This is a genomic window from Elizabethkingia bruuniana, from assembly GCF_002024805.1.
GTDB lineage: Bacteria > Bacteroidota > Bacteroidia > Flavobacteriales > Weeksellaceae > Elizabethkingia > Elizabethkingia bruuniana.
The window spans coordinates 1,204,561-1,220,868 of record NZ_CP014337.1 but is presented as its reverse complement, the minus strand read 5'-3'; the positions used below and the strand labels follow the sequence as shown (position 1 = coordinate 1,220,868).

The 16,308-nt window shown below is 38.1% G+C and carries 7 protein-coding genes, 2 tRNA genes and 3 rRNA genes; 2 read left to right on the top strand and 10 right to left on the bottom strand.

Translation table 11 applies throughout. The features are described 5' to 3' along the window. From AYC65_RS05740 to AYC65_RS05725, 4 genes are all read right to left on the bottom strand, one after another. Entirely contained in the window at nucleotides 1-1,086 is a 1,086-nt protein-coding gene (locus tag AYC65_RS05740; RefSeq protein WP_059333777.1) for an efflux RND transporter periplasmic adaptor subunit, read from the bottom strand. A 3-nt stretch (nucleotides 1,087-1,089) separates the two neighbouring features. After that, nucleotides 1,090-2,337 (bottom strand): TolC family protein, encoded by a 1,248-nt coding sequence (locus AYC65_RS05735; RefSeq protein ID WP_078674566.1) that lies wholly within the window; start codon nucleotides 2,335-2,337, stop codon nucleotides 1,090-1,092. Nucleotides 2,338-2,415: 78 nt separating this feature from the next. Continuing rightward, a complete protein-coding gene (locus AYC65_RS05730) occupies nucleotides 2,416-3,786 on the bottom strand; it encodes a sensor histidine kinase (RefSeq protein WP_034867603.1) in 1,371 nt (456 codons plus the stop codon). Continuing rightward, complete coding sequence (locus AYC65_RS05725) at nucleotides 3,783-4,463, bottom strand: response regulator transcription factor (RefSeq protein ID WP_034867600.1); 681 nt, start codon at nucleotides 4,461-4,463, stop codon at nucleotides 3,783-3,785. The genes AYC65_RS05730 and AYC65_RS05725 overlap by 4 nt, the downstream gene beginning before the upstream one ends. Before the next feature lie 161 nt (nucleotides 4,464-4,624). On the opposite strand from AYC65_RS05725, the gene lipB reads away from it, so the two are divergent. Both lipB and AYC65_RS05715 read left to right on the top strand, forming a co-directional pair. Further along, nucleotides 4,625-5,338, top strand: a complete 714-nt coding sequence (lipB, locus tag AYC65_RS05720; RefSeq protein ID WP_021347105.1) for a lipoyl(octanoyl) transferase LipB — start codon at nucleotides 4,625-4,627, stop codon at nucleotides 5,336-5,338. A gap of 483 nt (nucleotides 5,339-5,821) precedes the next feature. Next, nucleotides 5,822-7,129, top strand: coding sequence for a dihydrolipoamide acetyltransferase family protein (locus AYC65_RS05715; protein WP_034867598.1), 1,308 nt, complete (start codon nucleotides 5,822-5,824; stop codon nucleotides 7,127-7,129). A gap of 893 nt (nucleotides 7,130-8,022) precedes the next feature. Here the strand turns inward: AYC65_RS05715 and rrf are convergent. The 6 genes from rrf to AYC65_RS05685 form a co-directional block, all read right to left on the bottom strand. Next, nucleotides 8,023-8,130: ribosomal RNA gene (gene rrf / locus AYC65_RS05710) — 5S ribosomal RNA — on the bottom strand. Nucleotides 8,131-8,315: 185 nt separating this feature from the next. Further along, nucleotides 8,316-11,097: ribosomal RNA gene (locus AYC65_RS05705) — 23S ribosomal RNA — on the bottom strand. A gap of 160 nt (nucleotides 11,098-11,257) precedes the next feature. Then, nucleotides 11,258-11,331 (bottom strand) — tRNA-Ala (locus AYC65_RS05700). 88 nt (nucleotides 11,332-11,419) lie between these two features. Beyond that, nucleotides 11,420-11,493: transfer RNA gene (locus AYC65_RS05695), tRNA-Ile, on the bottom strand. 205 nt (nucleotides 11,494-11,698) lie between these two features. Further along, nucleotides 11,699-13,215, bottom strand: a 16S ribosomal RNA gene (locus AYC65_RS05690). The 16S, 23S and 5S rRNA genes sit together here with 2 tRNA genes alongside, the layout of an rRNA operon. A gap of 686 nt (nucleotides 13,216-13,901) precedes the next feature. After that, nucleotides 13,902-16,148 (bottom strand): glycoside hydrolase family 20 protein, encoded by a 2,247-nt coding sequence (locus tag AYC65_RS05685; protein WP_034870381.1) that lies wholly within the window; start codon nucleotides 16,146-16,148, stop codon nucleotides 13,902-13,904. Nucleotides 16,149-16,308: the final 160 nt, after the last annotated feature.

Sequence of the window (16,308 nt, the reverse complement as noted above, 5' to 3'; positions counted from 1 at the left end):
TTACTCTTTTAATGATCTGTAAATAAGTAACTGATTATTGGTTACAACTTTATCTCCTTCATTTACTCCTTCGGCCACATAAGTAGTGTCTCCTGTCTGTCTCAGTATTTTTATTTCACGAACTTTTATATTACTCTGGGAGGCAAATAATACAACAAAGTATCTGTTATCGTCAAAGATTACTGCAGAAGTAGGTATTGCTACCGCAGTTTCATTCAGCGTATTATTTACTTTAATAGTTGCTTTACTATCTGGTACCAGAAGTCCTTCCGAATTGTCCAAAACCACTCTTGCCTGCATAGCATTGGTTTGCGGATCTATAATTTTAAATATCTTATCAATTCTACCATGGAAGACTTTATCAGGATAACTTAGCGTCGTGATCTCTGCCTTCATACCAAGATCTATTCGGTCAATATCAGTTTCATTGATGTTAACTAATGCCCAAACATCTTTTGTATTAGCCACGTCGAAAATATTGTCCGAACGGTCACTTCTAAGCTGCATATCTTTATTGATGTTCTTTTGTACGATATAACCATTGATTGGAGATACTACAGAATAAATATTACCATTCTTTACGTTATAGATTGTACTAACAGCTTCTGCCCGCTTTAACTGATCCTGTGCCTTTGTAAGTTCGCTTTTGGCTGTCAGAACTTCATTTTTGGTATTCAATTTTCCTTCATAAAGTTCCTGAGCCACTCTCAGTTTATTTTTTGCCTCTGCCAAATCTGTTTTAGCATCACTAAGGTCTTTCTGAAAACCTGCCACTTCTGTACTTCGTATTGTAGCCAGTACCTGGCCTTTATGTACATAATCTCCCAATTCAGCATTTACCGTCAGTACATTACCTCCTACCAAAGGATAAATATCAATATAACTGTTTCTGTCGGCGGAGATTTTACCAAAGAAGCTCATTTGTTCTTTAATCTGTTCTTTTTGGGCTTCAGCAAGGGTTGTAGACTGCATCATCTCCTTGCTTATTTCAAAGCCTTTTACAATACTCTCTTTTTTCTGAGGCTCTTCCTTGCTGCATGCAGCGAGTATTGAGATTGCCAATAAGCCTGTAATTATCTGCTTCATATACTAGTAAAAGATTTTGGATTGTGTTAAACGATTAATTTCTTCAGCGGATGTTATAATATGTTTCTGAATTTCATAGATCTGCAAAATGCTTTGCTTGTAACTTTCCATAAAATCGGTGAACTCGATAAGACTGATATTTCCTTTTCTGAAATTCTTCAGAATACCGTTATATACAGTTTCCATATCTTGCAGGTCCTGAGGTTTCAGGGAAAAATATTGCTGATATTGATTCTTCCATGTCTGATATGCAGTATCTACTTGTGATATAAGTTCCTGTTTCAGCCTTTCTTCAGTTTTTTTGTTTTCCTGAATTTGGTATTCTGCTTTCATCTGATTTCCTTTATTTTTATTCCAAAGCGGAATCGGAATACCAAAACTAAGTGCCAGCTGATTGTCGAATGCGGCACCTCTTTGTGTCCAACGGGTACCTATAGTAAGGTCCGGTACACTAAGTGATTTCTGCCATTTTAAATTGAGTTCGCTACTCTGTGTAATTTTTTTAGCTGTCAGATAATCGGCGTTATTTTCCAATGCTTTTTGCTGCAATTCGGAAATGCTTATCAGCGGCTGTTTCTCCAGTTGCTGGGTCATATTATCATCAGAAAGTTCCGGGAGAACTTCTGTATCGCTACCTGTTAATAATTTCAGTGTTTGCTTTTGCTGAATAATATTATTACTAACCTCTATTTTATCATTCTGTACATTGATAACCAATGCCTGAAGCCTTACCATATCTTTTAGAGATACATTTCCTTTTTGCGTCTGGACTTTATAAGCATTCAACAAATCTGTAAAATACTTCAACTGAACATCCAGGCTTTCTTCTTTTTTCTGTTCAAAAAGAATATTATAAAAGGTACTTCGAAGCTGGGAACGAAGGTCTACAAGCAGTCCCTGAAACTGCATTTCTGCAATTTCTTTATTCGATCTGGCAAAAGCGACTTCATTTTTTCTTTTTCTTCCTAATACAAAAAGCTGTTCTATTCCCACTTCCTTAGCTCCGGTGCTGCCGATATGGAAAATCTTTTTATTTTCAGGATCTATTGCGTTAAGTTCGATAGACAAATTAGGGAGATCCCATATTTTTGCCTGAATAATATCTGCTTCTGCTTCGCTAATATTATATTGAGCGGCAAGTAGTTGCAGGTTATTCTTCTGAAAGGACTCTTCGCATTCTTCCAATGTCATCCGCTGCTGACTGTATACAAAAACGGATGTCATTAGAAAAAACGGAATACATTTTTTCATGCTATACTTTTTAAACATTACAAAAGTGTCATTACAATTTTAAAACAATCTTAATTTCACCTTAAAATATGCTTAAAATTACTTATTTATCGAATGTGTAGGAAATATTAAAGTAAAAATATTCTTATTTGAATCCGCAGAATAATAAATATTTGCCTGGTGATATTCTAAGATACGTTGAACAATTTTTAGTCCCAGACCGGAACCATTGATATTCTGTGAATTTTTGCCTCTTATAAAAGCTTCAAACAATTTGTTGCGGTCTTCATCAGAAATAACAGGTCCGTTATTTTCCATAATAACGCTGAGTTCATTATCTTTCTCATATATAGAAACAGAGACTTCTGCATTATCACTATACAAAACAGCATTTTTGAACAGGTTGATAAAGACAATCTCAAGTAATGATCTTATTCCTCTGACTGCCAATGTCAGTTCCTCATTTTCATTAATCTTAAAATCTAGATATAGCTGAGGATAAGTCTTTAAAACGACTTCATAAGCATCAAAAATAATCTCATCAATGCGCTCTTCTTTAAAAATTTGCTGAATATTTTCTCTGTCAAATTTTGTAAGTAACATTAGTGAGCTTGTTAAATCAGATAGCTGATGAATATCTTTTGTAACATTTTGTAATGTGGTTCTGGTATCCGGTTGGATATCACTTTTATGGCTCAGATTTTCTAATTGAAATGTAATCCTGGTTAATGGAGTACGGATTTCGTGTGATGCACTTGCTGTAAACTCCTTCTGCGCCTGAAAAACATCATTAATACGAATCATCATCGTATTAAAAGCTCTTGCAAGAACGCTAATCTCGTCTTCAGACTTATTTTCTTCTAATTTAGTAGTCAGTTTATGAGCCGTAATTTCCGTAATCTGCCTGGTAAATTTATCTAAAGGAGTCAGCAGCTTTTTAACAAAATTATAGCTAAATATCCAGACAAAAACAGTAGTAATAAGGTACGTTATGATCAATACATATTTTAAAAAGTCTAATTTAAGCTGCCCCGTACGATCACGTGCAGTTACCAGAATATAGTAGACTTTGTCTCTAATTTTTACATGAGCTCCAAGTAACTCCTGATCCTTATCTTGAACATGGACTTCACTTGTCTGATCAAGCTCATACAGCAAGCCTTCATCCCATGTGATATTCTCATCTTTAACAGTACTGTATATAAGTTTCTTATTACTATTGAAAATTAATGTTTCATCATGGAATAGTTCATCTTCAATTTCATCAACTTCAAAATTAGCACCCCTAACGTCAACATTTTCATTTTTTAAAATAAGCTGTATTGTAAATTCCAGCTTATTATGCATCCTTTCCAGAAATTTTTCTTTCCTGAAGTCATAACTGGTATAGTAAATAATAGCCATTACTACTGCAAAAATCAGAGAATATGCTATACTAAAGTTAAATGCTATTTTACGTTTTAAAGTCATTTCAGACTGGCAAGATAATATCCGAAGCCTGGACGGGTATGGATTAGTTTATGCTTAAAATCTTTATCTATTTTTTTTCGGAGAAAGTTAATATAAACCTCAATAGTATTATTGGTGGTCTGGAAATGATTCTGCCATACCTGATCAGAGATATGTTGCTTGGAAAGGGTTCTTCCGTTGGCATTAGCCAAAAGCATCAAAAGCTGGAATTCTCTTACCGTAAGGTTTATTTCTGTTCCGTCTCTGTATACTTTGCCATCTGCAGGAAGAATTTCAAGATCATCAATTACAATTTTTTCTTCCTCTTTTTTAGGTGCTTCTCTTCTTCTGAGTAAAGAATTTATTCTTAGCAGAAGTTCTTCAAGTAAAAATGGTTTTACAAGATAATCATCTGCTTTACGTAAAAATGCTTCTTTTTTATCTGCAATATCATCGTAAGCAGAAATAATAATAATCGGAGTATTGGGGTCTGTATCTCTTACAATTTGTGTAGCTTCCAATCCGTTTATCTTAGGTACATTAATATCCAGAAGATAGATATCATAAGCTGCCCCAGTAGTTTTCGTCAGAAATTCTTCTCCATCAGATGATGTCTCACACAAAATATCATTAGACGCTAAGAAAGTCGAAATCTCTGATGATAAAACTAAATCATCCTCCAAAAGTAATACTCGCATTGAAAGTCTTTTTTACAAATTTATAAAATAACATTGTTACTATTTCTATTTTGTAAAATTATACAAAATAAGCTATCAAATACAGAGATAGTTTTTCCGAATGAATATACTTGCATTCCCTTTACAAAACCTTTAAATTTGTATAGAAATTTTTACGAAAAATGAATTCTAAAATTAATCATAATGTTATTTTTCAGGAACTTGGTGTATTGGATTATCAGTCTGCATGGGACTACCAGGAAAAGCTTCTGAAAAGTAATATAGATATAAAAATAAATAACAGACAGCTTCAACCGGAAGACACTACGGAAACAGAAAATCATCTGCTTTTTGTAGAACATCCGCACGTTTATACATTGGGGAAAAGCGGGCATGAAGAAAATATGCTTGCTAATAATGATATGCTGAAAGAAATTGATGCAACTTATGTAAAAACAAATCGCGGCGGAGACATCACCTACCATGGTTATGGCCAAATTGTAGGCTACCCTGTTCTGGATCTTGAAAATTTCTATACAGATATCCACCGTTATATGAGGGAACTGGAAGAAATCATTATCCGGACTATTGCTGAATATGGATTAAAAGGGGAACGTTCTCCTGGGGAAACAGGTGTTTGGCTGGATGTTGGCAAACCATATGCCCGAAAGATTTGTGCAATGGGGGTGAAAGCCAGTCGCTGGGTTACGATCCATGGCTTTGCATTAAATGTAAATACAGATCTTCGTTATTTCGAATATATTATTCCTTGCGGTATAAAAGACAAACAGGTAACATCTCTTAAAAGAGAACTGGAAAGGGAGGTTGATATGGAAGAAGTAAAATTAAAAATCAAAAAACATTTTCAGGAAGTCTTCCAAACTGAATGGATATAATCTCTATATATAAATGTAAGAATTTCTGTCTCTGAAGATTCTGATTTTTGGAATTTTAGGACTAATTGTAAATGCAAGCGTAATTTTTGGGGAATGTATTGATCCAAAAATATTCAGTTTCCAGAATCATCAGAAAATAACATTTATCTTTATGCTTTCATATTACCAATAAAGAGATTAAACCCCATAATACAGTAAATACAAAAAAGAATATATGTTATAAATTGTAAGTCTGAAAGCTATAGATTTACTATTTAATCAAGATATAATAATACTAAATACTATTATTTATTTTGTTTCTAATCCTTTTATTCTTTTTAGATTATGGTTTTATACTCCCCCGATTAATAATTATTTTGCAAATACTTGAACTATTTATTTAGAATTTTTAATTATATTTTTTTCAAAAAAAAGCTCTCTAAATTAAATTATTTGCAACAACTGTTTTTTTGATTATATTTGTAAAATATAGAAAAAGTAATTATGGCAGAATATAAATTATTACTTCCTTCAATGGGAGAAGGCGTGATGGAAGCGACAATTATCACATGGTTGTATAACGAAGGCGACACTGTAAGTGAAGACGACTCCGTTGTAGAAATTGCAACCGATAAAGTTGATTCTGATGTTCCGACTCCTGTTTCCGGTAAAATTGTAAAGATTTTAAAACAAAAAGATGAAGTAGCAAAAGTTGGTGAAGCTATTGCTATTTTAGAAGTTGCCGGTGAGGGAAATGCTGATATTACTACAGAAGCTCCCGCAGCTGCACAAACAACTTCTATTGAACCTGAAGTAGAAAAAGAATTAATGCAGCCTATTGCTGCACAGACTGTAGCAACGGATTCCTTATCAGGTACAGATTTATATCTTTCTCCATTAGTTAAGTCTATCGCACAACAGGAGAATATTACTGAAGCTGAGCTAAAATCTATTAAAGGATCTGGCCTTGAAGGTAGAATTACAAAAGAAGATATCTTAGCATACCTTCCAAACAGAGGTAACACTGCAACACCAACAACTACACCAGTAGTTGCTAAAAGTGCACCAGCATCTGCTCCGACATCTACAATCCCTGTTGCTGCAGGTGATGAGATTGTTCCAATGGACAGAATGCGAAAAATTATCGCTGAAAACATGGTGAAAGCTAAGCAGATCGCTCCACACGTAACTTCGTTTATCGAAACTGACGTTACCAATGTTGTAAAATGGAGAAACAAACACAAATCTGCTTTCGAAAAACGTGAAGGTGAAAAACTAACTTTCATGCCGATTTTCATAAAAGCAGTTGTTAAAGCTATTCAGGATTTCCCATTAATCAACGTTTCTGTTGATGGTGACAAAATCATTAAAAAGAAAAACATCAATATTGGTATGGCTACTGCCCTTCCGGATGGTAATCTTATTGTTCCGGTAATCAAAAATGCAGATCAGCTTTCTCTTTCAGGTTTAGCAAAAGCTATTAATGACCTGGCTTACAGAGCAAGAAATAAAAAATTAAGACCTGAAGATACACAAGGCGCAACTTATACTATCTCTAATGTAGGAAGCTTTGGAAACTTAATGGGTACTCCTATTATTCCTCAGCCACAGGTTGCAATTTTAGCTGTAGGTGCTATCGTTAAAAAACCTGCAGTATTAGAAACTCCGGATGGAGATGTTATTGCAATCAGAAACCTTATGTTCATGAGTCACTCTTACGATCACCGTGTAGTAGATGGTTCTTTAGGAGGAATGTTCCTAAAGCATGTTCATGACTATCTTCAAAATTGGGATCTGAATACAGAAGTTTAAAATCAACACAATACATTATAAAAAATCCCCGATAAGATTATCGGGGATTTTTTATGTTTATGTTATTCTAAACTCGGATGATCAATTTTTATGTCCGCAATCTTTTCAGTTTTCTTCTACGTCATATTATCCGGGGGTTCTATTTTAATCTGAGTTTATCAATTTAATATTTTATGCAGAATTATAAGCTTAAAATAATAAAAGCGCTGAGAATCCAATAAAAACTATGCTTCTTTATCATAATCAGTATACCCAAATCTCACGAATTAGAGCTATCAGAACCTTATTAAATAATATATAGTTAAAAATCAGATAGTTAGTATTAGTAAAAGATGGTAGCTGATTATTGATGAATTATAACAGACCGGGTATAAAAGAGAAATATTTCTGTTGTGAAATAGTATTCCTCCAGAATACTTACTTTCTGACATATATTCTTTACGCAGATCAAGCTCCTCCGGAGCTTCATTCCAATTCCTTCCGATTTCTATCAAATCTTATACAGAAAATATAGTTCATCATAATGAATAAGGAGCTCCGTCAGGAGCTTTATCTCTATAGATCATAATGATAGAAAATTCAGAGCGTTCCGGAGGAACGTTATCTCAATTAGGAAAATAAATTTCTCCTTATCCTTTATTACCTCTATAACATTCATAGCTCTTATAACCAGTATAATCCTTATAACCTCTGTAGCCATTATAACTCTATCACATCCTTAACTATTATAACCTGTATAACTTACATAACCAGTATAACCTTTCTGGTTAGTTAGTGGTTAGGTATATTGAGTTGTGTTATTTTGGATAGGATTGGTTTGATAGAATGTTTTAGGAATATCCTAAAAACGAAAAAGCCTCTGCATGAATATGCAAAGGCTTTTCAAAAATAAAAACTGGCGGCGACCTACTCTCCCGCGTTAGCAGTACCATCGGCGCTGGTGGGCTTAACTTCTGTGTTCGGAATGGGAACAGGTGAGCCCCACCGCTATAACCACCCTAAAGTTTGTTATATATTTTTGGCTGTTCGTTATCGGTTTCTGGTTATCGGTCTTACACCTACAACTCTTATCCAATAACTACAAACCATTTTCGGTAGTTTCAACATCACAAAGGCATAACCTTTAGCGCACTCCTTAAGTATTTTTGCAAAGCTTACTTATTGCTTTTAGCTTTAAGCCTTATTAGGCTATAAATCTACGGGTAATTAGTACTACTCGGCTATGACATTACTGCCTTTACACCTATAGCCTATCAACGTCGTCATCTACAACGACCCTTAAAAGATGTCTCATCTTGAGGCGAGTTTCGCACTTATATGCTTTCAGTGCTTATCTCTTCCAAACATAGCTACTCAGCGGTGCACCTGGCGGTACAACTGATACACCAGAGGTTTGTTCAATTCGGTCCTCTCGTACTAGAATCAAGCCCTCTCAAACATCTAACGCCCGCAATAGATAGAGACCGAACTGTCTCACGACGTTCTGAACCCAGCTCGCGTGCCACTTTAATGGGCGAACAGCCCAACCCTTGGGACCTTCTCCAGCCCCAGGATGTGACGAGCCGACATCGAGGTGCCGAACCTCCCCGTCGATGTGAGCTCTTGGGGGAGACTAGCCTGTTATCCCCGGAGTACCTTTTATCCTATGAGCGATGGCCCTTCCATACGGAACCACCGGATCACTATGTCCTGCTTTCGCACCTGATCGACTTGTAGGTCTCACAGTCAAGCACCCTTATGCCATTACACTCTACGCACGGTTACCAAGCGTGCTGAGGGTACCTTTGAAAGCCTCCGTTACTCTTTTGGAGGCGACCACCCCAGTCAAACTACCCACCACGCAATGTCCTTCCGTAGAAGTTAGGCTCCAAGTAAACAAAGGGTGGTATTTCAACGTTGGCTCCACAAACACTAGCGTGCCTGCTTCACAGCCTCCCACCTATCCTACACATTGTTTACTCGAAGTCAATACGAAGTTATAGTAAAGGTTCACAGGGTCTTTTCGTCCCATTGCGGGTAATCGGCATCTTCACCGATACTACAATTTCACCGAGCTCGTGGCTGAGACAGTGCCCAGATCGTTACACCATTCGTGCAGGTCGGAACTTACCCGACAAGGAATTTCGCTACCTTAGGACCGTTATAGTTACGGCCGCCGTTTACTGGGGCTTCAGTCAATGCCTTCGAGTTACCTCTAAGCACCTTCCTTAACCTTCCAGCACCGGGCAGGTGTCAGACCCTATACAGCATCTTTCGATTTAGCAGAGTCCTGTGTTTTTGATAAACAGTCGCCTGGGCCTCTTCACTGCGGCCTCCCCGGAGGGAGGCGTCTCTTCTTCCGAAGTTACGAGACTATTTTGCCTAGTTCCTTAGCCACGACTCACTCGAGCACCTTAGGATTCTCTCCTCGACTACCTGTGTCGGTTTTGGTACGGGCAGTATATTTCGCTTTTCTTGGAAGCGGGTCCCCAGGATTATCAGCGCATCCGAAGATTTGCTGTACTATCGTAACCTCGCAGTTACTTCAACGTACTATTCCGTCAGTACGCACCTAGTTTCCAACTCCGTCACTTTTATTAATATACTGGTACGGGAATATTAACCCGTTGTCCATCCACTACGCCTGTCGGCTTCGCGTTAGGCCCCGACTAACCCTCAGCTGATTAGCATGGCTGAGGAAACCTTAGTCTTTCGGTGAGGGGGTTTCTCGCCCCCTTTATCGTTACTTATGCCTACATTTTCTTTTCTATCCGCTCCACAATACCTCACAGTACTGCTTCGGCGCAAATAGAATGCTCCCCTACCCAGTATTAAATACTGCCATAGCTTCGGTAATATGCTTATGCCCGATTATTATCCATGCCGGACCGCTCGACTAGTGAGCTGTTACGCACTCTTTAAATGAATGGCTGCTTCCAAGCCAACATCCTAGCTGTCAATGCAGTCCAACCGCGTTCTTTCAACTTAGCATATATTTAGGGACCTTAGCTGTTGGTCTGGGTTCTTTCCCTCTCGGACATGGACCTTAGCACCCATGCCCTCACTGCCGACAATCATTTATTAGCATTCGGAGTTTGTCAGGAATTGGTAGGCGATGAAACCCCCGCATCCAATCAGTAGCTCTACCTCTAATAAACTATATCGACGCTGCACCTAAATGCATTTCGGGGAGTACGAGCTATCTCCCAGTTTGATTGGCCTTTCACCCCTACCCACAGGTCATCCGAAGACTTTTCAACGTCAACCGGTTCGGTCCTCCACTTTGTGTTACCAAAGCTTCAACCTGCCCATGGGTAGATCACAAGGTTTCGCGTCTAATCCCACTAACTAAGCGCCCTATTCAGACTCGCTTTCGCTACGGCTCCGGACCTTAAGTCCTTAACCTCGCTAGTAAGATTAACTCGTAGGCTCATTATGCAAAAGGCACGCCGTCACAGCATATAGCTGCTCCGACCGCTTGTAGGCGTACGGTTTCAGGTTCTATTTCACCCTTCTATTCGAAGTGCTTTTCACCTTTCCTTCACAGTACTTGTTCACTATCGGTCTTTCAGGAGTATTTAGCCTTGGAGGATGGTCCCCCCATATTCAGACAGGATTTCACGTGTCCCGCCCTACTCATTTATCATCTATGTATGCCTTTCATATACGGGGCTATCACCCTCTATGGCCACACTTTCCAGTGTGTTCTATTAAACATATAAAGACTTTTGGGCTAATCCGCTTTCGCTCGCCACTACTTACGGAATCTCTTCGATTTCTTTTCCTCCGGGTACTTAGATGTTTCAGTTCTCCGGGTTTGCTTCTCGTCCGAAGACGAGATGACATATCTTCAATATGCCGGGTTGCCCCATTCGGACATCTGCGGATCAACTCGTGTGTGCCAATCCCCGCAGCTTTTCGCAGCTTACCACGTCCTTCTTCGCCTCTGAAAGCCTAGGCATCCGCCATACGCCCTTAACGATTTCTTTCCTAATTTTATTTTACTCTGCACTCAAGGAGTGCTCGGTTATCTCTTTGTGATGTCAATTTTACCGTTAATGTCAATGATCTTTAATTCTTTCTGTCTTCCTGATAAACGAATATTTGTTTTGGCTCTATTCGTATACTTGTATCAGTCCAACAAAACTGTGGAGAATAAGGGAGTCGAACCCTTGACCTCCTGCGTGCAAGGCAGGCGCTCTAGCCAGCTGAGCTAATTCCCCCTCTTAGTTAAGATGTTAGTCTTTAGTCCTTAGATTCTAGTATTAAACTAAATTCTAATTTCTTATTTCTAACCTCTAATTTAATTAGTAGTCTCGGGCAGGCTCGAACTGCCGACCTCTACATTATCAGTGTAGCGCTCTAACCAGCTGAGCTACGAGACTTCAATTTTAATTTTAAATTTTAAATCCTTAATTTTAAATTCAATCTAAAACCTATTATTTATAATCTAAAATCTCTCTATCCCTGTTACTAATCTAAGGGGTTATCTTTTTTATAGCAACCAAAGTAAAACCAAAGCTGTGCTTTGTTTAAGTAAGCAGTACATTTAAGTACCTTAATTTTGTTTATCGTCCTTTGGACGCTCTAAAATGAGATGTTCCAGCCGCACCTTCCGGTACGGCTACCTTGTTACGACTTAGCCCTAGTTACTAGTTTTACCCTAGGCAGCTCCTTTTACGGTCACCGACTTCAGGTACCCCCAGCTTCCATGGCTTGACGGGCGGTGTGTACAAGGCCCGGGAACGTATTCACCGCGCCATGGCTGATGCGCGATTACTAGCGATTCCAGCTTCATAGAGTCGAGTTGCAGACTCCAATCCGAACTGAGACCGGCTTTCGAGATTTGCATCCTATCACTAGGTAGCTGCCCTCTGTACCGGCCATTGTAGCACGTGTGTGGCCCAAGACGTAAGGGCCGTGATGATTTGACGTCATCCCCACCTTCCTCTCTACTTGCGTAGGCAGTCTCACTAGAGTCCTCAACTTAATGTTAGCAACTAGTGACAGGGGTTGCGCTCGTTGCAGGACTTAACCTAACACCTCACGGCACGAGCTGACGACAACCATGCAGCACCTTGAAAAATGTCCGAAGAAGGATCTATTTCTAAATCTGTCATTTCCCATTTAAGTCTTGGTAAGGTTCCTCGCGTATCATCGAATTAAACCACATGCTCCACCGCTTGTGCGGGCCCCCGTCAATTCCTTTGAGTTTCATTCTTGCGAACGTACTCCCCAGGTGGATTACTTATCACTTTCGCTTAGTCTCTGAATCCTAAAATCCAAAAACGAGTAATCATCGTTTACGGCGTGGACTACCAGGGTATCTAATCCTGTTCGCTCCCCACGCTTTCGTCCATCAGCGTCAGTTAAGACTTAGTGACCTGCCTTCGCAATTGGTGTTCTAAGTAATATCTATGCATTTCACCGCTACACTACTTATTCCAGCCACTTCAACCTTACTCAAGACTAACAGTATCAATGGCAGTTCGACAGTTAAGCTGTCGGATTTCACCACTGACTTATCAGTCCGCCTACGGACCCTTTAAACCCAATAAATCCGGATAACGCTTGCACCCTCCGTATTACCGCGGCTGCTGGCACGGAGTTAGCCGGTGCTTATTCATCTGGTACCTTCAGCTACTTACACGTAAGTAGGTTTATCCCCAGATAAAAGTAGTTTACAACCCATAGGGCCGTCTTCCTACACGCGGGATGGCTGGATCAGGCTTGCACCCATTGTCCAATATTCCTCACTGCTGCCTCCCGTAGGAGTCTGGTCCGTGTCTCAGTACCAGTGTGGGGGATCACCCTCTCAGGCCCCCTAAAGATCGTCGCCTTGGTGAGCCGTTACCTCACCAACTAGCTAATCTTGCGCGTGCCCATCTTTATCCACCGTAGTTTTCAATATAATCCGATGCCGAATCATATATTATAGGGTATTAATCTTCCTTTCGAAAGGCTATCCCCTTGATAAAGGCAGGTTGCACACGTGTTCCGCACCCGTACGCCGCTCTCAAGATTCCGAAGAATCTCTACCGCTCGGCTTGCATGTGTTAGGCCTCCCGCTAGCGTTCATCCTGAGCCAGGATCAAACTCTCCATTGTATGTTTGTGTTCCTTAAACTCAACTCAATTTAAAATTGACGCTTTGGTTTTTCTTACTTGGTTGTTATTTTATTTTCAATGATCTTTTATTCTTTTCGCTTTCTCCGAAATCTCTTCTGTCAGTTGTTTCAGATTTGCGAGTGCAAAGATAAAAACTTTTTCCCGATTTACAAAACTTTTTTTGAAGTTTTTTTTTCAGTCATCTTTATTAACTCTACTCTGCTCTAACAGTCCTTTTATTAACCATTTTTGCGTGGGCAAAACTAATAAATTTTATTAACATGACCAAATCTTTTTTTCTAAAAAATTTTAACCGATTTTATAGTCTCAATTATCTCCTGCTCCCCTCACAACTCTCATTGTTTAGGACTGCAAAAGTAGAAAAACTTCTACTACACACCAAACTTTATTACTCATTTTTTAACATAATATTCGTAACTATCTGACTACGGGTGAGAAAAATTTAATATTATGTTCATATTGAAAAGACTTCCCTTCTTTATATATACTCCATATATCGCTGCACACGCTTTAAAAACCAGATTCTTGTTGTCAGCATTTACTGGAATAAGCTCTTTCTAATAGCTCAGAAGCCATTTTTTTAGCTTTAGCACCTCCTTTATATATATATAAGAAAAACAAAAATCCGGCTTCATGCCGGATTTTATATACTATATATATATGTACTAATAAACAATAATTTCATCTGTAAACAAATACCCTTTCTTTATATTAGGAGCAATAATTTTCAGATACCTTGTCTGTACCGGAGTTTTTAACTTTAGTTCAAATCGTTTAAAAGTTAATTTCGACTCTGTCTCCGGGATATCATTTTTTACAATTCCAATTTCTTTATATGCTACTCCATCATCTGAAACCAAGACTTTCATTTCTCCGGGCATATAAACTCCCGGACCAATAATTTGCATAAAGCGCATAGCAATCGTATTAAGCGTTTCCTTTTTTTCAAAATCAACAACAACATCTACATCTTTAGTAAAACCCTGCCATTGCTTATCATGATAAGTCAATCCTCCGAAAACTCCATTCGTTAATGTTTGTTCCTTCTGGGCTTCATAACCATCCCATTTATTATTATAAATTACTTTTTTACCAATTGCTTTATGAATATCTATATCCAGATCTAAAACCGGACCTGTTTTTATAGCATTCATAAAATATGCAGCTTTAACTTTTGCAGGCTTATTTATAATAAAAGGTTCCTTATATATTAAGGACTCATTTGTTGGTTCTTTACCATCTAATGTATACCTTATATTCTCAGAGTTCATTTGCTCTGTAACCAAACTCACCGTATTAGTTCCGGATGAGGAATCAAATTTCACTATACTATATATATTATAGGAAGGTCTGTAATAATTGACCTGAAGCTTTTGCAAAATTCTATAGTGTGATTGTAGCCTTTTGGTAAAATCCTGAATGTTTTTATTCTCTAAAGCTGTCCAGTTTACTTCTGCTAATGCAAGAGCTCTGGGAAAAACCATATATTCTACATGTTCTGTTGTCGGAACATATTCAGCCCAAAGATTTGCCTGAGCGCCTAATACATGTTTTGCTTTTTCTTTTTTCAGTACTGCAGGGATCGGATTATACGAATATACTTTGTCCAAAGGTAAATATCCTCCTATTGCCTCGGGTTGAGTTCTGGGATCAGTCTGGTAACTATCAAAATACAAAAACTCTCCGGGAGTCATAATTACATCATGTCCGGCATCGGCAGCAGCTATACCTCCCGACTCTCCTCTCCAGCTCATCACAGTTGCTCCTGGCGTTAATCCTCCATCTAGAATTTCATCCCAACCAATAAGCTTTCGCCCTCTTGACTGTAAATATTGATCCATTTTACGAATAGCATAGCTTTGAAGCTCATCAACCGACTTCAATCCTTCCTTTTTCATTAAAGCTTGATCTTTCGGACAGGATGCCCAGTGTTTTTTATCGGCTTCATCTCCGCCTATATGTATATATTTGGAAGGGAAAATTTCCAGCACTTCATCTATTACATTCTGAAGAAACTCAAATGTCTTAGGATTTCCTATACAAAATTCGCTTTGAGTATATGGTTTTCCGGAGCATGATAATTCCGGATAAACAGCCAACACTTCTTCACTATGTCCCGGCATTTCTATTTCTGGTATTATATTTATACCTCGCTCAGCAGCATATTCTACCAACTCTTTTGCTTCTTTCTGTGTATAAAAGCCTCCACTTGCATTAGGATTCCCTTGTTCTGTATACTGTCGCCCGTTTTGCCACCAGTCCTTCCAGTTCGCATGAGTACGCCAGGCAGCCTTATCTGTTAATTCCGGGTATTTCTTTATTTCCAATCTCCATCCTGCTCCGTCAGTCAAATGCCAGTGAAAATTATTGAATTTATACAGAGCCATAAGGTCTATGTATTTTTTCAGGAAAGAAAAAGGATAAAAATGTCTGGATACATCTAAATGCAATCCTCTGTATGAAAAGCGTGGCTGATCTTCAATAGAAGCATAACTTAACCTTGACGGATCTTTCTGAAGCAAACCTAACTGTACAAAAGTATGAACACCATTAATAGCACCAGTAATATCTGACGATTCAATTTGTATACCTTTATTATTTACAGATAATCTATAAGCTCCGGGGGCAAATTTATTTTGTTGATCTTTTACAATACGGATATCACCGGAGTTTATATTTTTAGTACTGACTATATTCTTTCCACCCGTCAAAGCAGAATACTCAGATAAAAGGGGCTTAACATCAGCAAACTCTGGGGAAATTCTGATTTTAATGGTTTGAGGAAAAATATATTCTCCATTCTTTAAAGATACGGAAGAAGGTTTGGGAATGATATCGAAATTATTTTGCGCTGACACTAAAAATGGTACAGCATATATTAATAAAGATATCAGAACTTTATTTGTTTTCATTTTGAGGTTATTGTTTTTAAAGAACAACAAATATCATAAATAATATTGAAATCCTTTTATTCATATGTACAGGAACATTTAGTATATAATAATATCCGGCATTTTATTTTAATTTTTAATTGATAATCCCTTGTGCTTTTTATAAATTTGAGATTCTAAT